This window comes from Sungkyunkwania multivorans (assembly GCF_042675645.1).
Classification (GTDB): domain Bacteria; phylum Bacteroidota; class Bacteroidia; order Flavobacteriales; family Flavobacteriaceae; genus Sungkyunkwania; species Sungkyunkwania multivorans.
This window is the reverse complement of sequence record NZ_JBHTJH010000017.1, coordinates 844,130-865,389: the sequence shown is the minus strand read 5'-3', so window position 1 is coordinate 865,389 and position 21,260 is coordinate 844,130. Positions and strand designations below refer to the sequence as shown.

Annotated in this window: 20 protein-coding genes; 7 read left to right on the top strand and 13 right to left on the bottom strand. The window is 41.3% G+C overall.

What is annotated here, in order from left to right; all coding sequences use genetic code 11:
• Positions 1 to 24: 24 nt before the first annotated feature.
• Genes ACFQ1M_RS15190 through ACFQ1M_RS15175 form a run of 4 tightly spaced genes read right to left on the bottom strand, consistent with a single transcriptional unit; the run spans position 25 to position 3,931 of the window.
• Positions 25 to 1,221 carry a POTRA domain-containing protein gene (locus ACFQ1M_RS15190; protein ID WP_386410896.1) on the bottom strand — a complete coding sequence of 399 codons (1,197 nt, stop codon included), beginning with the start codon at positions 1,219 to 1,221 and terminating at the stop codon, positions 25 to 27.
• Between the two features lie 58 nt (positions 1,222 to 1,279).
• A complete protein-coding gene (locus tag ACFQ1M_RS15185; RefSeq protein WP_386409709.1) occupies positions 1,280 to 2,281 on the bottom strand; it encodes a glycoside hydrolase family 113 in 1,002 nt (333 codons plus the stop codon).
• Between the two features lie 34 nt (positions 2,282 to 2,315).
• Positions 2,316 to 3,194 carry a hypothetical protein gene (locus tag ACFQ1M_RS15180; protein ID WP_386409707.1) on the bottom strand — a complete coding sequence of 293 codons (879 nt, stop codon included), beginning with the start codon at positions 3,192 to 3,194 and terminating at the stop codon, positions 2,316 to 2,318.
• Between the two features lie 20 nt (positions 3,195 to 3,214).
• Complete coding sequence (locus ACFQ1M_RS15175) at positions 3,215 to 3,931, bottom strand: DUF547 domain-containing protein (protein WP_386409705.1); 717 nt, start codon at positions 3,929 to 3,931, stop codon at positions 3,215 to 3,217.
• A 239-nt stretch (positions 3,932 to 4,170) separates the two neighbouring features.
• On the opposite strand from ACFQ1M_RS15175, the gene ACFQ1M_RS15170 reads away from it, so the two are divergent.
• The 6 genes from ACFQ1M_RS15170 (at position 4,171) to ACFQ1M_RS15145 (ending at position 11,295) form a co-directional block, all read left to right on the top strand.
• Entirely contained in the window at positions 4,171 to 5,463 is a 1,293-nt protein-coding gene (locus ACFQ1M_RS15170; protein WP_386409704.1) for an NAD(P)/FAD-dependent oxidoreductase, read from the top strand.
• A 39-nt stretch (positions 5,464 to 5,502) separates the two neighbouring features.
• Positions 5,503 to 7,098 (top strand): 4Fe-4S binding protein, encoded by a 1,596-nt coding sequence (locus ACFQ1M_RS15165; RefSeq protein WP_386409702.1) that lies wholly within the window; start codon positions 5,503 to 5,505, stop codon positions 7,096 to 7,098.
• A 67-nt stretch (positions 7,099 to 7,165) separates the two neighbouring features.
• Positions 7,166 to 7,582: a toxin-antitoxin system YwqK family antitoxin gene (locus tag ACFQ1M_RS15160; RefSeq protein WP_386409700.1), complete on the top strand. Its 417-nt coding sequence runs from the start codon at positions 7,166 to 7,168 to the stop codon at positions 7,580 to 7,582.
• Positions 7,579 to 8,268, top strand: coding sequence for a glycosyltransferase family 2 protein (locus ACFQ1M_RS15155; RefSeq protein ID WP_386409698.1), 690 nt, complete (start codon positions 7,579 to 7,581; stop codon positions 8,266 to 8,268). The genes ACFQ1M_RS15160 and ACFQ1M_RS15155 overlap by 4 nt, the downstream gene beginning before the upstream one ends.
• Positions 8,268 to 9,794 carry a cellulose synthase family protein gene (locus ACFQ1M_RS15150; protein ID WP_386409696.1) on the top strand — a complete coding sequence of 509 codons (1,527 nt, stop codon included), beginning with the start codon at positions 8,268 to 8,270 and terminating at the stop codon, positions 9,792 to 9,794. Before ACFQ1M_RS15155 ends, ACFQ1M_RS15150 begins: the two co-directional genes overlap by 1 nt.
• 67 nt (positions 9,795 to 9,861) lie before the next feature.
• Positions 9,862 to 11,295: a mannosyltransferase gene (locus ACFQ1M_RS15145; RefSeq protein ID WP_386409694.1), complete on the top strand. Its 1,434-nt coding sequence runs from the start codon at positions 9,862 to 9,864 to the stop codon at positions 11,293 to 11,295.
• Here ACFQ1M_RS15145 and rimK read toward each other — a convergent pair.
• From rimK to ACFQ1M_RS15115, 6 genes are all read right to left on the bottom strand, one after another.
• Positions 11,252 to 12,628, bottom strand: a complete 1,377-nt coding sequence (gene rimK, locus ACFQ1M_RS15140; RefSeq protein WP_386409692.1) for a 30S ribosomal protein S6--L-glutamate ligase — start codon at positions 12,626 to 12,628, stop codon at positions 11,252 to 11,254. The genes ACFQ1M_RS15145 and rimK overlap by 44 nt on opposite strands.
• Positions 12,629 to 12,798: 170 nt before the next feature.
• Positions 12,799 to 13,635: a pseudouridine synthase gene (locus ACFQ1M_RS15135; protein WP_386409690.1), complete on the bottom strand. Its 837-nt coding sequence runs from the start codon at positions 13,633 to 13,635 to the stop codon at positions 12,799 to 12,801.
• Positions 13,636 to 13,702: 67 nt separating this feature from the next.
• A complete protein-coding gene (locus ACFQ1M_RS15130; protein ID WP_386409689.1) occupies positions 13,703 to 14,647 on the bottom strand; it encodes a carbon-nitrogen hydrolase family protein in 945 nt (314 codons plus the stop codon).
• A 168-nt stretch (positions 14,648 to 14,815) separates the two neighbouring features.
• Positions 14,816 to 15,721, bottom strand: coding sequence for a geranylgeranylglycerol-phosphate geranylgeranyltransferase (locus ACFQ1M_RS15125; RefSeq protein WP_386410894.1), 906 nt, complete (start codon positions 15,719 to 15,721; stop codon positions 14,816 to 14,818).
• 19 nt (positions 15,722 to 15,740) lie between these two features.
• Positions 15,741 to 16,679: a mevalonate kinase family protein gene (locus ACFQ1M_RS15120; RefSeq protein WP_386409687.1), complete on the bottom strand. Its 939-nt coding sequence runs from the start codon at positions 16,677 to 16,679 to the stop codon at positions 15,741 to 15,743.
• A gap of 85 nt (positions 16,680 to 16,764) precedes the next feature.
• Positions 16,765 to 17,847, bottom strand: coding sequence for a diphosphomevalonate/mevalonate 3,5-bisphosphate decarboxylase family protein (locus ACFQ1M_RS15115; RefSeq protein ID WP_386409685.1), 1,083 nt, complete (start codon positions 17,845 to 17,847; stop codon positions 16,765 to 16,767).
• 93 nt (positions 17,848 to 17,940) lie between these two features.
• Between ACFQ1M_RS15115 and ACFQ1M_RS15110 the strand changes: the two genes are divergently transcribed.
• Positions 17,941 to 18,414: a TspO/MBR family protein gene (locus ACFQ1M_RS15110; protein WP_386409683.1), complete on the top strand. Its 474-nt coding sequence runs from the start codon at positions 17,941 to 17,943 to the stop codon at positions 18,412 to 18,414.
• 77 nt (positions 18,415 to 18,491) lie between these two features.
• Here ACFQ1M_RS15110 and ACFQ1M_RS15105 read toward each other — a convergent pair whose 3' ends face one another.
• From ACFQ1M_RS15105 to ACFQ1M_RS15095, 3 genes are all read right to left on the bottom strand, one after another.
• The gene (locus ACFQ1M_RS15105) at positions 18,492 to 19,274 is read right to left on the bottom strand and encodes a hypothetical protein (RefSeq protein ID WP_386409681.1); all 783 of its coding nucleotides are present in this window, start codon (positions 19,272 to 19,274) and stop codon (positions 18,492 to 18,494) included.
• Positions 19,275 to 19,403: 129 nt separating this feature from the next.
• Positions 19,404 to 19,937 carry a DUF1697 domain-containing protein gene (locus ACFQ1M_RS15100; protein ID WP_386409679.1) on the bottom strand — a complete coding sequence of 178 codons (534 nt, stop codon included), beginning with the start codon at positions 19,935 to 19,937 and terminating at the stop codon, positions 19,404 to 19,406.
• Positions 19,912 to 21,213: a BaiN/RdsA family NAD(P)/FAD-dependent oxidoreductase gene (locus ACFQ1M_RS15095; protein WP_386409677.1), complete on the bottom strand. Its 1,302-nt coding sequence runs from the start codon at positions 21,211 to 21,213 to the stop codon at positions 19,912 to 19,914. Before ACFQ1M_RS15095 ends, ACFQ1M_RS15100 begins: the two co-directional genes overlap by 26 nt.
• Between the last annotated feature and the right edge of the window lie 47 nt (positions 21,214 to 21,260).

Here is a 21,260-nt window from a genome sequence, read left to right as displayed (position 1 = left end):
CGATACAAAGAGATCGACATTGATCTAAAAGTACTGTCCAATCCCAAAAACGATTCCTCGAGAGGCATCTTGCGTTATCCCATACCCATAATCGATCCTAAAGATGGCGTTGAAGATATTCTTATGAATAAATCGGAGGCCTATGCCTGGATATACCCTAAAATTCTCATCATCCCAAAAATCGTTAAAATCTCCGCCGGGATTTCGCCAAGTCCCAGCATCGACAAAGGCATTTCCTTGCATTACAAACCATCCTTTCTCGATAAGCGTATAACGATACTCGGTATTAAGTACCAGAGCTGCGGTGCCGCGATCGATAATATTTCCAACTCCACGAATATTAAGGTTATTATCCACAGAGAATGGTGCAAATGGACTATCATCATTGCTAGATACGCCAAATCTTAGCCGATTGGCCCAATTTCCTTTCGCACCTACTCGATCGAAGTATAAGAAATCATTCCATCCGATCAAGAAATTCTTTTGAAAGTCGTTCTCCGAAGTTACATACTGTGCAAATAAGGTACTTTTAAAACCATCTACATATTGATAGAAATAATCCAGGTCATCATATTGATACACAAACTTCACCATCCATTTATTCAGTTTTAGAAATTGTGGGACTTCAGGGGCGGTCAATCCTTCGAGATAATCGTAAGTTTCTTTAAAGTAATTAACGCCTAATTGAAAGTTATTTTTGAAATTCCACTCGTATAAGGCCAAGGTTTCAAAAGAAGTATTGGAATATTTATATTGAGCCGTACCCCCGTTGAAGAATAAAGGTTCTTGACTGGTCCAATTCTGATGATTCACCGATAATCCCCATTTGTTCGAAAACAAATACGGCGCTCTAAAGTTGACCCCGTAAGAATCGAAACCATTGTTCTGATAAAATCCACCAAAAGCAATATTTCGGCCTAAAAAATTGAAGTCATAAATGCCGAGTTTATAGGCTAAATCTTGATCGTTGACCGTCCAAAAGTTAATACTGGGAATGATGGTGAAATTTTCTTCAATATTGTAGAAGACATTATAGAGGTCATCATGAGAATAGAACACCTGATAGTAAGCATGGGAAACTCCTGGAAGACGCTTTAATTTGGCAATGTCTTCCTCTAGCTTCATGGAATCCAATACATGGCCCGGTTTTACCTTGGCCAATTTCTTTACGAAAGAGGCCTTCATCTTCTTATTGCCCTGTACTTTTACATCATAAACTATTTTATCTTGTGAAAAAGTCTTGCAGGCACCGAGAAAAAAAAGAAAAACGCAAAGTAACTCAATGGGCCTTATAATGCTCGCGAATGAGAATCTCGGCGGGTTTGTTTTGGGGCGTGAATCGCGAGTTGTTACTGCCGCCCGCGCGGTCATGATAATCGAACCACTTCCAGACAAAGCCTCCTGCGAACCAATCTTCGTTCCAAAATTCACTATAAAGTGCTTGTAATCCATTCGTCTGTGCCTCTAAATTTACCTTGCTATTGGCGCGGCTGCTATCCCACGGCTTGCTTCCCGCATAATCCACACTTCGGTATCCGTATTCGGTAAACAACACGGGCCTATCCACTTTCTGGCTAACCTCTTTAATAATTGCTTTATGCTTTTGCCATCCTGTTTTAAGACTCTCAATGGTCGGTGTTTTTTCCTCAGAAAGCGGAAAGTACGCATCAACGCCTATATAATCTAATTCATTCCAAAAAGGAACGTTATCAAAAGTGTCCCAATTCTCTGCATAGGTCAATTTTCCTTTATAGACCTTACGGACTTTTTTTATAAGCGCTCTCCAAAACGCTGGTCTGGCCTTTACCGTTTCATGTAATTCGGTACCAATACAAAACATTTCCGCATTTAGGGTTTCAGCCAGCTTTGCATAGCTTAGAATGAAATCGGTATAGTGCTTTTCGAAAGCCCTCCAGTCCTCCTCGTTATTCATTTGTATGGTACCTGTAAACTCTCCGCGCCAAACCCAGATCTGCGGCTTCACCATTACTTTAACGCCTTTATCTTGAAATAACTTGGCGGTAGTTTCCACCCCTACCTTCCGTTCTCCCCACCATTGGCGTTCCACATCAAACGTTATTTGAGGAGCATCGATGGTACGCATAAATCCAAAGGGCATCAAGCAAGCCCAATTGGCGTTGATATCCAGTACAGGTCGAATATGGGAAGCATCAACAATATCTCTACCCCCAACAAAACTAATTCCATTGATCTTCTCCGTTTGACTATTGCAAGAGACCTGAAGAACAATGACCATAATTAGAAGCCAAAACCTTCTCATACGAAAAATTTTAGCTTCTAAATTAGCATATCTATTAAAAAACTGCTCTCAAACCAATGTTAAATGTTTCCCCTAAGCCCGTATCATTACCTCGAATAAAATTGGTATATAAGGCTTCTATATTCAGTGCATCGGTCAACTGATATTTTGCTCCTCCTCCAAGTGCTGTAAAGTTTTGATCAAATTCATTTCCAAGGTCTAACAGTATTGAATGTTGCAATAAACCAAGTACTGTAAACTTTGAGCTTGGAAAGTAGCTCAGGAATACGCCGGGCGTCAATCGCAGGCTATTATTTGCAAAACTGTCGTTTTTATCACCGAAGTTCAGCTCAGAATTTATTTCTGAGAACAGCTGCCAATCGCCGCCAGCAAAGGTATGGTCATAGAAAAAACGATTTTGCCAGGTAAAGCCTTTTTGATCCAAGAATACCCCATTCTCTGTTTCGTTATCTACCAATGGGATAAAGAATGACGACTGAATGGAGAAATTACCGACCTCCTTGAAAGGCACAAATTTTATAGATGGCGCGAAAGAAGTGAAGCCTGAGCGCGCGGTGCCTTCTTCACCATCAAACTGAAAGACCTCCAACGCCCCTCGGTCCGCGATAACATTGGAGCGAAATTCCAAGATCACCCCAAGGTTGACTCGTTTGTTTTCAGAAACTCCAGTATACGCCTCTACGGTAGAGGTAAAAAAGGTTGCTCTAGGTATATCGGATTCGACACCATCAAAGGTGGCTTTCGTTTCTGTATAGAGATTATTGAACCACTTGATGTCGTATTGCCCCTTGGCGATCAGTTTTGACGGCGTCAATGTCTGAATGACCGATCCCTTTTGGTCATCATCATCATCCTGCGCCAATCCTACAAAACCGATACATATTAAAGCTAGTGTGATAATATTCTTTCTCATCTTTTTCTATTGTTTGTTGATCACTTTGAATTAAGTCTCCAATCGTATTCGTAAAAGGAAGTTTTATAGTCTGATGGTATTTTCTGGACTCTGTACTGATTTGCATATTCAATAAGGCTTTGACCATTTTTGGTAAAGTCTTCGTTGTACCATTCCATGATCTGCGAAAATGCCACTCGCTTCCTTTTATCGTTTACCTGTATGAAGTTGGGATCATTGATCGCCTTTCGGGTTTGCTCGGTCAATTGCGCATCTAGTGTCGAAGGCAGATAGGCATCTTTGATGATGGGAGGACAACCCAAACCTGCACAGACGAGGACAAAATGAAATCTTGCATCATCGAAATTACCCCGCAAGTTCTTGTTTTCTATATCATTGAGGGTGATGGATGTTCCGGCTAGATCATAGGTGGTCTTGTCGAAAAATCCTGTGATGTCCAAGGGTGATTTAATAGGATATTTTGATGCGATTCCTTTGATGACCGAGAGGTTATACGCATTGATCCAAAATGCCTGATACGTCGTTGGATCATCTTTCGAGACACGTACCTTTGAGGCCAACACCAATATTTCTTTGATCCCCTCCATATTTTGGCTTATGGCAGCATAGTCTACTTTTCCATTGGATACATGGGTTTTCAAAAAAGTGTTGGTCTGATCAAAGAATGTCTCTACATCTTGTGACAATCCAACCTTGCCTAATAACAGTAGTAGGAGTAGCGAGCGGTACGATTTCATAGTATTTTGATGTTATTGAACAAATTTAATGACGGGTAAGTCCGCAAAATGTTAGCTAACTTACATTCGTGCTAAAAAAATCGAAAAGTGGTATTTTCATTTACCCGAGAATGGCAGCTTTCTAAAAAAGAATAAATTCCTTACACAATTTGTTTTATTTATAACAATTCTAAATTCAGTAAGCCTTTTTAAGTTCTTATCTTTAATGTCGACACACTTTGCAACTAACCCATTACCATATGAAGCACATAGTCATTATAGGAAATGGCATTTCCGGTATTACCGCCGCACGCCACATCCGAAAACTTTCAGACCATCAGATCACCGTAATTTCCGCAGAAACGGATTATTTCTTTTCTCGTACCGCCTTGATGTACGTATATATGGGTCACATGAAGTTTGAGCATATTCAGCCTTACGAGAACTGGTTCTGGGAGGAGAACAATATCGATCTTCGGCGAGGATATGTGAACGAGGTCGATACTGATAATAAAAAGGTAATTTTAGATAACTACGCTACCGTTCATTATGACAAATTGATCATAGCCACTGGATCCAAGCCAAACAAGTTTGGGTGGCCCGGGCAAGATCTCGAAGGGGTCCAAGGCTTATATTCTGCCCATGACCTCAATCTTCTAGAACAGAACACCAAAGATATCGATAGAGCCGTCATTGTCGGCGGTGGTCTTATTGGGATAGAGCTGGCCGAAATGCTCCGTTCTCGCAATATCCCCGTTACTTTCCTAGTTCGAGAAAATAGTTTTTGGAGTGGCGTTCTTCCAGCAGGAGAATCCGAAATGATCAATAGACATATCAGAGAACATCATATCGACTTACGCTTGGGGGTGAACCTCAAAGAAATTATAGCTGACGAAAACGGCCGAGCAAAAGCAGTGGTCATACAGGAAACTGGAGAGGAAATTCCTTGTGAATTGGTGGGATTGACCGCGGGTGTTTCTCCAAATATCGATTTTCTTAAGAGTTCAAATATCGAACTGGGCCGTGGGGTAAAAGTTAATCGCTTTTTGGAGACCAATATCAAAGACGTATTTGCTATAGGTGATTGTGCCGAACAGCACGAGGCCATTGGTAATCGTAGACCAATCGAGGCGGTTTGGTACACAGGCCGAATGATGGGCGAGGTCGTCGCTCAAACCATTTGCGGTAATAAGATGGAGTACAATCCAGGGCATTGGTTCAATTCGGCGAAATTCTTAGATATCGAATATCAAACCTATGGTTGGGTATTTGCTAAGCCAAAAGAATATGAAGAACAGTTCTATTGGGAGCATGAGAGTGGTAAAAAATGTATCACGCTCTCTTATCATAAAGAAACACGAGAATTTTTAGGCATTAATACTTTTGGAATACGCATGCGCCATGAAGTATTTGATAGGTGGTTGACTGAGAACCAATCTATCGATCATGTGATCGCCCATCTCAAAAAGGCCAATTTCGACCCAGAATTCTTCAGCAAACATGAGGATGAGATATATAATGCTTTTAAGAATAGAGAAACAATAACCACATAGATTCCTGCCTTCGCAGGAATGACAATTCAAATCAAAAAAATGAGTAATAAAATTGACTATAGTATGTCGCTGGCAGATCCAGCTCCGGCGATAAGTACCATGCAAAGAATCGCATTGGGAACAGGATTTACAGGCCTTTTCATTCTGCTGTCGGGAATATTCAATATTGAGCTTCCCAACGCTACAACTTTTTTGATCTTGGGAATCGTTCTTCTGATGACAGGAATTGTCATCTATGCCCGAGAACTGTATGCAGATCATCCTGAAGGGATTAAAAATAACCATATTTGGACGAAGTCCATCTCTAGTAGAGGCACTTGGGGTTGGGTCGCCGGTGTGGTCTTGACGGTGTTCTATATCATTCTCTATTTTTTCCCAGAATATCTTGGCTTAGGGCAGAACGGAAAATCCAATACTGGTGTGGTAGCACTATTCGACCCATTGAGTTTTTTGTTAAAAGGACAACCGGCAAGCCAATGGTTTGTTTACGGAACCTTATACACCGTAGCGATCTTGACCTTTGGATATAAGTTCATCCTAAAATATCGCCATAACAAATATCAGGTGGTCCGAACGATCTCTGTAATGTTCTTCCAATTGGGATTTGCCTTTTTGATCCCAGAGATCATGAGTGGGTTGAACAATGGCCCCGATGGGTCAATTCCTTTTTATGACCTTAAGAGTATGTGGCCTTTAAATTATTATCTATTCTACGATTGGAATATCAACGCCTTGATAGATGCTGGAACTATAGGCAAAGCGATGCTCATCTTTGGGATTGCCACCATCTTTATCATTTCACCGATACTCACCTATTTTTATGGAAAGCGCTGGTACTGCAGCTGGGTCTGTGGTTGCGGAGGTCTCGCAGAAACAGCCGGGGATTCTTTTAGACACCTCTCCAGTAAAAAGTTAAGCGCTTGGAAATTTGAACGTTGGTCGATACATACAGTATTGGTATTTGCCGTATTGATGACCGTTGCTACCGTTTACTCCTATTTGGGCAAAAATACCGATAGTGTGATCACTCGTGCACAGTTTACTTGGTTTATTGTTATTTTCTTGGCGGCGGTGCTCTCATTCTTGATCTTTTTCAAAAGAAAGGCCTTTGACAAAGATGCCAAATACACAGCCGTGTCTTTATTTGTAATCATCGTAGGAATGCTTTTGATCAATCATTTTGCCGGTAACAAGAACGTATTCTTTTTTCCCGATTATAAACTTCAGAAATGGTATGGTTTTGCGATAGGCGCGATATTTTCTGGGGTCGTCGGTACGGGTTTTTACCCTATCTTAGGAAGTAGAGTATGGTGCAGATTTGGGTGTCCCATGGCAGCAATCCTAGGAATTCAGCAACGTCTTTTCTCGAGATTCAGGATCACCACCAATGGTGGACAGTGTATTTCTTGCGGTAATTGCTCTACGTATTGCGAAATGGGCATCGACGTTCGGAGTTATGCTCAAAAAGGTGAGAATATTATAAGGGCCTCTTGCGTGGGCTGCGGAATATGTTCGGCAGTTTGTCCAAGAGGCGTACTTAAATTAGAGAATGGTTCGGAGAAAGGACGGATCAATGCCAACGACATACTTCTTGGAAACGATGTTGACCTTATGCAACTCGTGAACGAAAAATAAGATGCTTCAAAAAACATTTTTCATATTGGCTTTCTCAATAGCAGTATTTTCTATTGACGAAGAAAGAATGTATATAACACAATATCACAACAACGGCGCCCTAAAGGCCGAAGGATGGCTTCAAGATGGTCTAATGGTCCATTATTGGAAACATTACTTCGTAAACAGCAAGTTGCAGCAAGAGGGCCACTATAAAGAGGATAAAAAGGAAAAGTATTGGTACTTTTACAGACCAGATGGTAGCAAGTCGATGGAAGGCCATTACCAAGAAGACCAAAAGAATGGTTGGTGGCTCTTTTATGACAAACAAGGAAGAATTGACCATAAATGTCAGTTGAGAAATGGTATTAAGAATGGCTATTGTCTAAAATATTTTAATAAAAAATTGACGTCTGCCGAGAAATATAAAAACGGAAAAAAGGTGAACGAATGGTTCGATTTTAGAAGTTTTAAGCGAGACAATAACTTATCTGACCTAAAGTGACGCACATCAAAGTCATTATTCCGGCTTATAATGAAGCCGATTCGATTGCAAATGTGATCCATGAAATTCCTGATGATGTCGATGAGATCATCGTTGTGAATAACAACTCTACAGATAATACGGTAAAAAATGCCAAAGCAGCTGGCGCCACTGTACTGACCGAAAAAAACAAAGGATACGGATATGCCTGCTTAAAAGGCCTGGAATACATCGCCTTGCAGGCCGATAAACCAAATATTATCGTATTTATAGATGGAGATTACTCGGATTATCCTGAAGAATTGACGAAGATCGTCGACCCGATCATAGCAGATGATGTCGATCTGGTCATAGGTGCACGCGTCGCCGAATTACGAGAAAAAGGATCAATGACGCCACAGCAGGTCTTTGGTAATTGGCTTGCCACTTTTTTAATGAAACTGCTCTTTAGGGCCCGTTTTACAGACCTTGGGCCATTTAGGGCCATCAAGTACGATAAGCTTTTGCTGCTCGATATGCAGGACAAAACCTATGGCTGGACGGTAGAGATGCAACTCAAAGCACTTAAGAAAAAGTTAAAGTATTTGGAGGTTCCCGTAAAATATAAGAAGAGAATTGGGGTCTCAAAGGTCTCTGGTACGGTAAAAGGTACTATATTTGCGGGCGTAAAAATACTTAGTTGGATTTTTAAATACAGTCTCAAATAATGTTATCTAACGACACCATATACGGTATCAGCCTCACCCTACTCATCATATACTCGGCAGCTTTGCTGATGATCTTCTCGTACGCGCTTTCTCAATTAAATCTTCTTTATAATTATGTGAGCGCAAAGAAACGAGAGGAAAACACTCCAAAATTTGATCTTTCAAATCCTAATGAGATTCCTTTTGTAACGATACAACTGCCTGTTTTCAATGAATTGTACGTCATGGAGCGGTTGTTGGAATGTATGGGAAAAATCGATTATCCACGCGAAAAATTGGAGATTCAGGTTTTGGATGATTCTACTGATGTAGAAGCGATAAAGATCACCGCCGATGCAATCGCCAAATTACAAGCGACAGGGCTGGATATTCAACATATACAAAGAGAAAATCGCGAAGGCTTCAAAGCGGGTGCTCTCAAAGAAGGTTTAAAGACTGCCAAAGGAGAGTTTGTTGCTGTTTTCGATGCCGATTTCTTACCGGAGCCCGACTGGATATACAAAACAGTCCCTTATTTTAAAGACCCTGAGATCGGGGTGGTTCAAACACGATGGGGACATATCAACAGGGATTATTCCTTATTAACGAAAGTACAGGCATTCGCGCTGGATGCTCATTTTACTTTAGAACAAGTTGGAAGAAATAGCAAGGGGCACTTTATCAATTTTAATGGAACTGCAGGGATTTGGAGAAAAGAATGCATTATCGACGCCGGTAACTGGCAAGGGGATACCCTAACAGAGGACCTGGACCTTAGCTATCGTTCTCAACTGAAAGGCTGGAAATTTAAATATTTGGAGGATGTTGAAACACCTGCCGAGCTTCCTGTAGTTATCAGTGCGGCACGATCGCAGCAGTTTCGTTGGAACAAGGGTGGTGCCGAGAACTTTCAGAAGATGTATCGGAAGGTACTCGCCAATAAAAATGTACCATTTAAAACACGAGTTCACGGAATTCTTCACCTGCTCAATAGCACCATGTTCTTAAATGTACTTATCGTAGCTATCTTGAGTATTCCTATGTTATATATAAAGAATTATTACGAAGATCTTCAGGCATATTTCATCGCTATGAGCTTCTTTGTGATCAGTACCATCATTTTCTTTATCTGCTATTGGTACATGTATAAAAAGCTACAAAAAGGGGGGGTGAGCGGTTTTATCGATTATATAAAGATGTTCTTTACCTTCTTCTCTGTGGCCATGGGATTCTCACTTCATAATTCGATCGCCGTTTTAGAAGGACACATCGGCAAACGAAGCGAATTTGTTCGAACTCCAAAGTTTAACATAAAAAATTTGAAGGATTCTTGGAAGAACAACAAATATCTGCGCAAGAGGCCTTCGGCCAATGTGGTCATCGAAGGATTTCTAATGCTTTACTTCGCCTTTGGAATGGTAAGTGCCTATTTGGTAAAAGATTGGATTGGGGCGTCGCAATATGACTTCGGGCTATTCCCTTTCCACCTGATGTTGTTTATCGGGTTCGGATTTGTATTCTTTACCTCGCTAAGAGCGAAGGCATGACTTTAAAAGCGGTAACGTCTATTTTGTAATTAGTTATTGGCTAGACTAAGCTATCTTAGCGCACAAGATGTCTATTATTCATTATCTAAAGCTTAGAAAATATGCGATACTCTCTACCATAGGGATCATCGTCCTCTACCTGTCTTTTGCTTATGACCTAGAACGCACGGACTTCATAAAATTGTTGTCGCTATGGACAGGATCGTTTGTCTTGACCTATACGCTCTACAGAAAGTCAAAAGGCGATTTCAATTTTCTGTTCGGTACAGGAATTCTTTTTAGAATTCTTTTTTTGTTTGCCATTCCAAACTTATCACAAGACTTCTATCGCTTCGTCTGGGATGGAAGATTGCTGCTCGAAGGTTACAATCCGTATCTATATGTCCCAGACAATCTAATCGCTGAAAACGGAGAAATCATCGCACAGGCCGAAGGGATCCATCGAGGTATGGGAGCACTCAGTGCTGGCCATTTTACCAACTATCCACCCCTGAATCAGTTGTGCTTTGCATTGGCAGCCATTTTTGCTGGAAAGAATATTTTGGGGTCTGTAATAGTATTCAGAATAATCATTATTTTGGCTGATATCGGGATCCTATTTTTTGGTAAGAAATTATTAGAGCACCTCAAATTACCTGTCTCGAATATCTTCTGGTATTTTTTAAATCCCTTTATCATTGTCGAACTTACCGGGAACCTACATTTTGAAGGCGTAATGCTATGTTTTATGGTATGGAGCTTTTACTTACTTGTCAAAGGAAAATGGCAGTGGAGTGCGGTGACCTTAGCATGCTCTATCTCGGTAAAGTTGATGCCATTATTGTTTTTACCCCTGTTCTATCAGTATTTTGTGAAGAAACAATACCTCATCCCTGCCTGTCCAGCAGGCAAGCCCAACCCTTCTCCTCAAGGAGAAAGGAGCCATGATGGCCTAAAAAAATTGATCGGTTTCTATGTCGTTGTCGGTGTCACTACATTGTTGTTGTTTCTACCGTTCTTTGATCTACAATTCATTAATAATTATTCGGAAACCGTAGGTTTATGGTTCACCAATTTCGAGTTCAATGGGAGTCTTTATTATGTTGCAAGGGAGATCGGTTACGGTTTTCGTGGATATAACGAGATCCAGACCATAGGCCAGTATACTCCTTTTATTGTGATCTTCTTTGTTCTTGCCGTGGCCTTTTTCAGAAAAAACAAAACAGCTATTCAATTGATCACAGCGATGCTATTGTGTCTTAGTTTTTACTACTTTGTATCGACAACCGTACATCCATGGTATCTAGCGACCTTGTTGATTCTTTCGATCTTTACAAAGTTTCGTTTCCCATTGGTGTGGAGCCTTGTGATCATCCTTAGCTATCTCGCCTATGGAAATGAAGGAAACAAGGAGAATCTTTGGATCATCGCCTCAGAATATAGTATTGTCTATGGAGTATTCTTTTGGGAGCTTTTCTTTAAGAAACGAACTTCAACTTCTTCTCTATCGCTTGAATCATAATATTGGCGATATCCTTTCCTGTGGCATTTTCTATCCCTTCCAAGCCTGGTGAAGAATTCACTTCGAGCAAAAGTGGTCCTTTCTTGGACCGTATAATATCAACTCCAGCTACGGGTAGATTTAAGATCCTCGCTGCTTTGATCGCAAGTTTCCGTTCTTCTTGAGTGATCCTAATGATGGATGCCGTACCTCCTTGATGGATATTGGCTCGAAATTCTCCCTTTGTAGCTTGTCTCGCCATAGAGGCGACCACCTTTCCATTGACCACAAAACAACGAATATCCTGCCCATTAGCCTCTTTGATAAACTCCTGCACAAGAATATTGGTCTGTACACTTTTGAACGCGTTGATCACACTTTCTGCAGCCTTATTGGTTTCGGCGAGCACCACCCCTTTGCCTTGTGTGCTTTCCAACAATTTGATGATCAATGGTGCCCCATTTACCATCTTAATAAGGTCTTTGGTGTCCAAAGGAGATTTGGCAAAACCAGTGATTGGGATATGAATATCATGTTTTGCAAATAATTGCGATGCGAACAACTTATCCCTAGACTGCGTAATGGCCTCAGCTCCATTGAGACAGTAGATGCCCATAGAATCGAATTGCCGGATCAGCGCGCAGCCATAGAAGGTGACCGAAGGTTTTATACGTGGGATGACTGCATCGAACTCATCGATGATATTGCCCCCTCGGTATCGGATCTCGGGCTGACTTGCATCTAGTTTCATATAAGCATGTTCTACATTGAGAAACACCATATCGTGTCCACGTGCCTCGCCAGCTTCAATGATTCGTTTGTTGCTATACAAATTAGGGTTACTCGCCAAAAGTCCGATCTTCAACCCTGTACGTTCATTGATGAACGGCTTATAAAGATCCATGATTTCCCCGTTGGTATAGGAAGCGCAAAGGTCGATCTCGTTGGGATTTACCAGATATCTGCCGTTGAGTGCCTCACGCCCGAGTAGCATTTTAAACTCCATAGTGTCCCTATTGGCCAGGGTAAGCTCGATCTCAAAACTGTCTTTTCCGATGGTCACCATTGTTTTGATCACAAATCGTTGCTCTGCAATGCCTGTGCTGCTTTTCACCAATCTTTTGCCTATGACCCTGGCTTCACAAGGAATGGCGATACTTCTATTTTCTTGAAGAGGGTTCACTTCGAAGCGTACCCATTCTTCAGTTCCCTTTTGAATAATTTTCACATTACTCGCCTGAATAGAGGAGGTTTTGGCGCCAGAGTCAACTCTGGCCTTGATCGCAGGAATGTTCAATTCTTCACAAACACACCATTCTTCACTCCCAATAATGGTCAATCCGTTTATGCCCATTCTGTTTCCTTTCTTTGGTATTAAAGACGTTTTAATTTTAAATTGTAGCCGGCATCATTTTCATAATAAATATATCTCATGACAAGAATCTGCAACTGCTAGCTACATTTCATTTTTAAATTTTCAAAATACCAAATGTAGTTCAATAATTTACAACGGAAAGAATAAAATTACATTCCTAAATTGATCACTTCTTGTTTGGTGAGATGTCTCCAGTGTCCTCGAGGAAGGTCTTTTTTGGTAAGCCCAGCAAAGACAACACGATCTAAGGATACGATTTCGTAGTTGAGTGATTCAAAGATGCGGCGAACCAAGCGGTGACGAATACTATGTATTTTTATTCCCACTTCGCGTTTGGTCGCTCCATGGACCCAAGAGATCTCGTCCACCTCTGCAAGACCATCGTCCAAAGTGATTCCTTCTTTGATCTTGTTAAAGTCTGCCTGACTCAATTTTCTATCTAGAGAGACATGATAGATCTGCCTTATATCGTTTGCCGCATTGGTAAGTTTCTTTGCCATTTGGCCATCATTGGTAAAGAGGATGAGCCCAGTAGTTGGCCTATCTAGACGTCCTACCGGTACCACGCGTGCATCGGTCGCATTGGCAATGAGGTCCATGACTGTTTTACGTCCTTTCTCATCTTTGGTCGTAGCTAAAAAGCCTTTAGGTTTGTTCAGAAGGATATACTCAGGTTTTTCGGGATAGATACGTTGCCCGTCAAAACGAACCTCATCGGTTATCTTCACCTTATATCCCATCTCGGTAACGACTTTGCCATTCACAGTGACACTACCCACTGCGATATGCATATCCGCATCGCGCCGAGAGCAGATGCCTGCATTGGCAATAAACTTATTCAATCGGATCTCGTCCTTATTGCCAGTACTTTTTGCAGACGGACGTTGACGAGATGGTTTTTCGCCTTTTGAAAAATCTCTCTTCTTTGGTCCTGCTCCTTGTTTTCCAAAGGGTTTGCCCTTACCTGAACGGTCGTTACGTGTCATGTACTTAAAATTTTTGCAAAAGTACAACCCTAGGACAAATAATCAATCAATAAATCATAAATTCCAATCATCTGATTTTAACGATACTTTGTCTTTCTCTGTTAACCGTTAGCTGAGTTACATCGGGACGTGAATAATGTCCTGAAGGATCGAAATTTTGTCGTTCCTCATACACGCGATCAAAATCTAGGGTCTCTATGATCAGCCCCTCTTTATCAATTACGGGAGACACGATCCACTCGCCATCTGGACCAGCGATGCACGATCCCCCATTTGCCAATGTTGTTGGTGCCTTATCGAGTATCTTTTTAAGGTGAGGGGTATCATCTGGGAAATCTTTCGTTTGCATCATACTCGATACCGAGATGACAAAACTCCGATTTTCACGAGCGATAAAACGCGTGATATCTTTGGTGTTATAATCGCTTCCCGGCCAGACGGCGATATGCAGATTCTCACCAAGACCGTAGAGTGCGGTCCTCGCCAACGGCATCCAATTTTCCCAGCAATTCAATCCACCAACGGTAAAATCCTTTAATCGGTGTACTTGCAATCCGTTACCATCTCCCGGTGCCCACGTAAGGCGTTCCTCGTAAGTGGGTTGCAATTTGCGATGTATTGATCTTACATCGCCCTTAGCATTGATATAAACAAGAGAACAGTAGATGCTGTGGCCCCCGCGATCCATGGCGCGCTCTATAACTCCCAAATAAATGGCCATCGTATATTTTTTAGCCAATTTGCAAACTTCGCCAAGGTCTTCTTCGACCACGATAGCATTACGAACGTAATGTGCATGCAATTCCTTTTGAATCTTTGCGTCAAATTGAGCACCCTCGGTAAGGCTGATCCAAAAGGGATATCCTGGAAGGAGTGCTTCACCAAAAACAATGAGTTCTGCCTTTTCGGCGGCGGCGTTTTTGATCGTTTCCTTAATTTTCTTTAGGGTCGCTTCTTTATTCAGCCATACAGGTGATATCTGTGCAAGAGCTACTTTAAGATGGTTGGTCATTTTTTTGTTTATAAGTTGATATGTTGAGTAGTTTATCCTTTGATCGCATTGAAGATTGAGCTGTTGTTGGAAATCCTTTTTGCTGTGCTTCGACTTCTTTAGCATCATAGCAAAAGGGCCTACTGGCCAAAGTCCTGCCGCAGACATAGAGATACTAGTGGGAATAGCCTAAAAGATCCTACTTAGCACCAGATCGATGTCTATCAACAATATACCAAATACCCCCAATACGATAATGAATTTAAGAATATTATGGAGCAACACATAATGTCTACGACCATTGGATTGCCAGAGCAATACCAGAAATACCGTTAAAACAAGAACACTGCTATAAAAATACAGATACATGTATCCTATATGAAAACGATTTATCAACAAGTAAATGGGGATTAGCGTAAGCAGGGTCAGTCCTGAAAGAAAAATTTTCGATATCCGTTCGCCATACACAATTGGAATCGTACGATAATCCTGTGCCATATCACCTGGTAAGTTTTCAAGATCCTTTACTAGCTCTCGCATGGAAATTAGCAGAAATAAGAAGGTGGCATGGACGAATATCACTGTATCGAAATTCTTATAGTAGATAAATACAGCGAAGAAAGGTGTAATCGATAGTATCGCAGAGGTAAGATTACCGACAAAGGGTAGGCGTTTAAGTTTGTGAGAATAAAACCATATCCCAAAGATATAAACCGAAAAGAATACCACCGCCCGAAAAGAAACATAACTAGCAAAAAATACAGAAGCAAAATTAAGAACAAAGTAGGTGGTCAACTTAAAACGTTGGCTTACGATACGGTCCAGCATGGACTTTTTAGGTCTGTTTATCAGATCTTTCTCCGCATCGTAAAAATTATTGATAATATATCCTCCAGCGATCGCAAGGGCCGTTGCGGTGACCAGCATAAAAAGCTGTAGATCAAAAATGACCTCCAGCGCAGGTCTATCGGGCGCTAGAATATATATGGAAGCTAAGTATTGAGCCAGGGTGATCACTAATATATTGTAGCCACGCACCACCGAGAACAAGCTCAAAAGTTTGAGCATCAACATCTTTTGTTTACGGGAGGGCACCATTGCTGGAATGGTTTTTTTAAAAGGTATAGACGACTTCTAGCTTATGACCGTGTAATGCAGCTCTTGCCTTTTCAATGTCTTCGGTAAATCCAAGGATGTAACCACCACCGCCAGAACCGCAAAGTTTGAGATAGTAATCATTGCTTTCGATACCTTGTTGCCACAGCTTGTGGAATTGCTGCGGTATCATTGGTTTGAAGTTGTCGAAAACAACATGAGATAATTTTTTGATGTTCCCAAAAAGTGAGTTAATGTTACCTTTCAGAAAATCCTCTACACAGGCATCGGTATAGGTCACAAATTGCTCTTTGAGCATCTTTCGAAAACCTTCCTGCTTCATGTTTTCCATGAAAATATTGACCATCGGTGCGGTCTCACCTGTGATCCCGCTATCCAATAAAAATACCGCTCCCTTTCCTGCTTCATTTTGCGAAGGTATTCCTGTTGGTTCTATATTGTCTTTGCTATTGATAAGGATTGGAATGCTCAAATAACTATTCAACGGATCTAGGCCCGACGACTTTCCGTGAAAGAAAGATTCCATCGCTGAAAATATTCCCTTCAATTTCAACAATTTCTCACGAGTAAGATTTTCTAAGACCGTTATCTTATCATTCGCATACTTGTCATAGATGGCCGCTACCAGTGCTCCGCTGCTTCCAACGCCATATCCTTGGGGGATACTGCTGTCGAAATACATTCCTGCTTCCACGTCGTTTTTCAACGCCTCAATGTCGAAAGTCACCAAATCTGGCTGTTCTTGTTGAAGGTTTTCAAGATATTTTGAAAAAGCGATCAAACTCTGATTGGATCTCTTGGCCTCTACCGAAGGGTCATTGTCGACCTTTAACGCGCCATTGTAAAAATTATATGGGATAGAGAGTCCTTTAGAATCTTTGATGATCCCGTATTCTCCGAAGAGTAATATTTTAGAGTAGAATAGTGGGCCTTTCATAATTTTTCGTCATTCCACAGATACTGTGAAATCTAATTGATTATATCTGGATTCCTACTTTCGCAGGAATGACAACAGAGCAAATTTACAACTTTTTTGCTCCCGTTCCGGTTTCATCACAAATATACTGTTGGTTTTGACAATATTGTGCTAATTCTTTCTTAATAAATCCAAGCACCTCATGCTTCTCGCTTTTTGGGTAAAGCACATGTACATTGGCCCCTGCATCTAATGTAAAACAGATGTTGCTCTCGGTCTCTTTACGATATTTCCATATGCTGTTGATGATATTTAAGGTATTGGGTTTCATCAAAATGTAATAAGGCAAAGAGGTCATCATCATGGCATGTAGCGTAAGCGCTTCACTTTCGACAATTTCAATGAATCTTTTGAGATCACCTTGCTTAAATACCTCTTGAAGCGCCGTCAAATGCTGATGAGCCTGCTTAAAACGATTTTTGGCATAGGGATGGTCGTGCATCAAGTTGTGCCCAACGCTACTGCTCACCTGTTTTTCGCCCTTATCGACTAGCAGAATAGTGTCTTGAAAGTCTTTGAAGACCTCATGGACCTCGTACGGATAAGCAACTCCGTATAGGTCAGAACTTCCAGCTGTTTCTTCGTGTTCTCCCCATTGTATCAAAGGCCCTTCAATGCTACGACAAGCACTTCCAGATCCTAAGCGAGCCAAAAAAGAGGCCTTCTGATTGAAGAACGTATCGCTCATCTCGGGTTTTAGTGATTTTTCGAGCGACATAAGACACAATGCCAACGCGCTCATCCCGCTAGCCGAAGAGGCAATACCCGAGCTATGGGGGAAAGAATTTGAGGTTTCGATGGTAAAATGATACTCTTTTAAGAAAGGCAAATAAGATTCGATCCGCTCGAAAAAGGTCTCAATCTTTGGTTTGAACGATGCTTTTGGCTGCCCTTCAAAAATAAGATCGAACTGAAACGCATCACCGATGACTGCCAACTTCTCATATCTAAGAGTTGTCGTAGTTGCGCAATCCACCAGGGTAAAGCTGATCGATGGATTGGCTGGGATTTGATGTTCTTTTTTTCCCCAATATTTGACCAAGGCGATATTGCTTGGCGATTTCCACGTGACACTTCCCGTGGTTGGTTTTTGTAGATATGCAGAAGGAATAAAATCGCTTTCGGTCATTTTTTCAAAATTTTGACAAAGATACATTTTGTAACAAGAGCAAAATTGCACAATAGAAATAAATCGCTATTTTAGTGACATAGCCAAATTAACATGCTAGACAAAACCTCCAAAATACTCATTGCTGTGGTCGTATGCCTTCTCATTGGCTTTCTTTCTGGTTTTGCAACACAATCCTCGGTAACGACCTGGTACACAACCTTGAACAAGCCCAGCTTTAACCCGCCCAATTGGGTCTTTGCTCCTGTATGGACAGTACTCTATGTACTCATGGGAATTGCTGCCGGATTGGTCTGGAATCGCGGTTTTTACCATAAGTGGGTAAAGACAGCGATCTACCATTTCTGCTTTCAACTGGTATTCAACGGTGCTTGGAGCATGGTCTTTTTTGGATTGAAAAAACCCTTTTGGGGATTGGTCATCATCTGCATCCTGCTAGTGCTTATCATTCGTACCATCAAATGGTTTAAGGTGGTCGACAAAAAGGCAGCTTTTTTATTATATCCCTATTTGGCTTGGGTCGCTTTTGCAACTGTTCTCAACTTCAGTATTTGGCAATTGAATTAAAAAAGCAACTTCATTTATTTATATAAAAAAACGCCGAGCAATGCTCGGCGTTCCTATTGATTATTTTTCTCAACCCATTAGTTGAAAACTATCTTTACACACGATTCTTTATAGAGATGACGCACTGCCATTTCTACAGCTTCTCTACCTTCCTCGGCCGCACCTACAACTTCTCCGTTGTATGAAAGGTTGCCATCACCATCCCAGCTAAATTCATTGCTATCAGACTTGATCACTCTTCTTCCGTCCCTTACAGTAACTCTAAAAGCTTCGAAGTTCTGACCATATTCTACACCAGCAGGGAAGTATGTTTCCGTTACAAACTTGGTAGTTCCTTTACCATAGATATAGGTCACACAATTACCAACGTCACTAGCCTCAGATACACGCACTGTGTTGTTGTGGATGATCTTCCATTGGCCATTGACCAATGTCGCCACCAAATTCATCATAATGGTTCCTTTCTCCGCGAGCTTGTCATCGATTCTAGACTCGAAGTTGACCAACGCAGAAACGGTGCCTGCACGATCTTTTTGCGCCACATGTAACACTTGATCTAAAGTCATACGAAAGGTATATTTTTCGTCAGCTAAAATTTCGTCGATCAGCGTTGCTATCTCATTTTTACCCGCAGTTGTACGTCGCACAGTTCCTGAGAGTCTTACCGTTGCAATGTTGCTCACATAGCGATCGTTGAATAAAGCCAATACGTCTTCCTTGGAGGTTCCATTACCAACATTATTGATGGCGTTGATATACTCGACCAATAGGTCTTTGACGGGCTGGTCCTCTGCATAAGAGTTAGAGAAACCAAATAGCGTAACCGTTAGCACTACGGCTAAGTTCTTAATAGTCTTCATGATTTGGGTTTAATGTTAAAAGTTGTTAATCTGCGACTAATATAGCAAACTTTATAAAACATTGGCTTTCAAATTAGAAAACTTGCAAAAAAATCGACAAACAGCCTATTTATCATCACTTCATAGTGTTCAAGGTATCTGAGACATCTCCAAAAGCTTACGCATCGTCTTAAGATTCCTCGTGGTTGCCGCCATTTCAAGTTTTTTCTCGAAGTAATTGTTGTTCAATTTTGCATTTCGGTAGCCATGAGCGCAGAACGAGTAGATACAGCTATCTACAAGATGAAACTCTTCATCTGGAAAAGAAACCCCCATTAATTCGGACCGCTTAGCTCTGGTTGGGGAATTCTGTAGTAGGGTAAAATAACTGTTCGCCCGCTTTTCCCCTTCAAAAGGACAATTCTTTATGATATTTTCTAATTGTTCCGTAGTGTATATCATCACAGGTACTTCAAAACCAAAACTGTTCTTTATGAGGGACATAATGCGATCCGCCAGATCATTCGTCTCGCTTTTCGCCTGAAATATAATATTACCGCTCTGTATATAGGTTTGTACGCATTCTAGTCCATCCCCGGTCAACAGTGCTCGCAAGTCGGCCATTTTTATCTTTTTATGGCCTCCGACATTGATGCCCCTAAGTAATGCTATGAATGTTTTCATGATGATCTTCGGATATTGCTTTTGCCGCTATGTACGCTCCGGTCCATGCATTTTGAAAGTTGAACCCACCAGTGACGGCATCTATATTCAAGACTTCACCAGCAAAGTATAGATTTTTATGCAATTTGCTTTCGTATGTCTTAAAGTCAACCTCTTTTAATTCCACGCCACCCGCAGTGACGAATTCCTCTTTGAAGGTACTCTTTCCGTTTACATAGAATCGTGCCGCTGTGAGTTGGACGACAAGATCGTTCAGTTGTTTTTTAGAGATATCCGCCCATCGTAGTTCTTGATCGATGTTGGAGGCCTCCATAATCTTTTGCCAAAGTCGTTTTGGTAAATCAAAAGGGTGCAACTTGAAGATCCTTTTTTTCGCATGCTCCTTCTTTATTCTTTCCAAAAGTGTAGTTACTTCGATAGTCGAAATATCCTTTAACCAATTGACCTCTATCATAAACTGATAATTACATTGATTCAATGCTCTTGCGCCCCAAGCCGAAAGCTTTAGAATTGCGGGACCACTCATCCCCCAGTGGGTAATTAATAGTGGCCCTTCTGAACCCCCTCTATCTGCTCTCGCAGACATCCCTGCCTTGCCGGCAGGCAGGCCTTCCATTAGGGGAGCACCTGACCTGTCTAATAATTGGACTTCAGCTGGTGCTGAAAGCCCCATTAAACCAGTGATTCGTTGATCCTTTATATTGAATGTGAACAATGATGGCACTGGAGACACAATCGAATGTCCAAGTGATGCCATCATTTGCCAAACCTTTGGATTGCTTCCAGAAGCTACCAATAATTTTTTAGATCTAAAATCACCGCGATTGGTATTGAGGACCCATTTCGTATCATTCTTCACGATATCCTTTACAGCATGATTCTTCAACACCTCAACACCCAAACGCTTGGTTTCAGAAAGAAAACAATCTATGATGGTCTGAGAGGAATCCGTCGTAGGAAACATGCGGCCATCTTCTTCGATCTTTAGTTCGATACCCCTTTCCTCAAAAAAAGCGATGGTGTCTCCACTACAAAAGTTGTGAAATGGCCCGCGAAGTTCTTTTTCTCCTCTTGGATAGTTCTTTACAAGTTCTTTTGGATCAAATTCGGCATGCGTCACATTACATCTGCCACCTCCAGAGATCTTCACCTTGGTCAGCACCTCTTTTCCACGCTCTAGAATGGCTATGTTCTTAGACGGATCTAATTCAGCAATATGAATCGCTGCGAAAAAACCTGCGGCTCCACCACCGATAATGATAAGGTCATATTCCATCGCTGCAAAAGTAATCGAACCGTTTCGATTGTTCTAAATAAAAATAT

Coding starts and splice junctions, on each gene's coding strand:
- ACFQ1M_RS15185 (WP_386409709.1), bottom strand. CDS start 2,281: ATGAGAAGGTTTTGGCTTCTAATTATGGTCATTGTTCTTCAGGTCTCT.
- ACFQ1M_RS15180 (WP_386409707.1), bottom strand. CDS start 3,194: ATGAGAAAGAATATTATCACACTAGCTTTAATATGTATCGGTTTTGTA.
- ACFQ1M_RS15175 (WP_386409705.1), bottom strand. CDS start 3,931: ATGAAATCGTACCGCTCGCTACTCCTACTACTGTTATTAGGCAAGGTT.
- ACFQ1M_RS15170 (WP_386409704.1), top strand. CDS start 4,171: ATGAAGCACATAGTCATTATAGGAAATGGCATTTCCGGTATTACCGCC.
- ACFQ1M_RS15165 (WP_386409702.1), top strand. CDS start 5,503: ATGAGTAATAAAATTGACTATAGTATGTCGCTGGCAGATCCAGCTCCG.
- ACFQ1M_RS15160 (WP_386409700.1), top strand. CDS start 7,166: ATGTATATAACACAATATCACAACAACGGCGCCCTAAAGGCCGAAGGA.
- ACFQ1M_RS15150 (WP_386409696.1), top strand. CDS start 8,268: ATGTTATCTAACGACACCATATACGGTATCAGCCTCACCCTACTCATC.
- ACFQ1M_RS15145 (WP_386409694.1), top strand. CDS start 9,862: ATGTCTATTATTCATTATCTAAAGCTTAGAAAATATGCGATACTCTCT.
- rimK (WP_386409692.1), bottom strand. CDS start 12,628: ATGGGCATAAACGGATTGACCATTATTGGGAGTGAAGAATGGTGTGTT.
- ACFQ1M_RS15135 (WP_386409690.1), bottom strand. CDS start 13,635: ATGACACGTAACGACCGTTCAGGTAAGGGCAAACCCTTTGGAAAACAA.
- ACFQ1M_RS15130 (WP_386409689.1), bottom strand. CDS start 14,647: ATGACCAACCATCTTAAAGTAGCTCTTGCACAGATATCACCTGTATGG.
- ACFQ1M_RS15120 (WP_386409687.1), bottom strand. CDS start 16,679: ATGAAAGGCCCACTATTCTACTCTAAAATATTACTCTTCGGAGAATAC.
- ACFQ1M_RS15115 (WP_386409685.1), bottom strand. CDS start 17,847: ATGACCGAAAGCGATTTTATTCCTTCTGCATATCTACAAAAACCAACC.
- ACFQ1M_RS15110 (WP_386409683.1), top strand. CDS start 17,941: ATGCTAGACAAAACCTCCAAAATACTCATTGCTGTGGTCGTATGCCTT.
- ACFQ1M_RS15105 (WP_386409681.1), bottom strand. CDS start 19,274: ATGAAGACTATTAAGAACTTAGCCGTAGTGCTAACGGTTACGCTATTT.
- ACFQ1M_RS15100 (WP_386409679.1), bottom strand. CDS start 19,937: ATGAAAACATTCATAGCATTACTTAGGGGCATCAATGTCGGAGGCCAT.
- ACFQ1M_RS15095 (WP_386409677.1), bottom strand. CDS start 21,213: ATGGAATATGACCTTATCATTATCGGTGGTGGAGCCGCAGGTTTTTTC.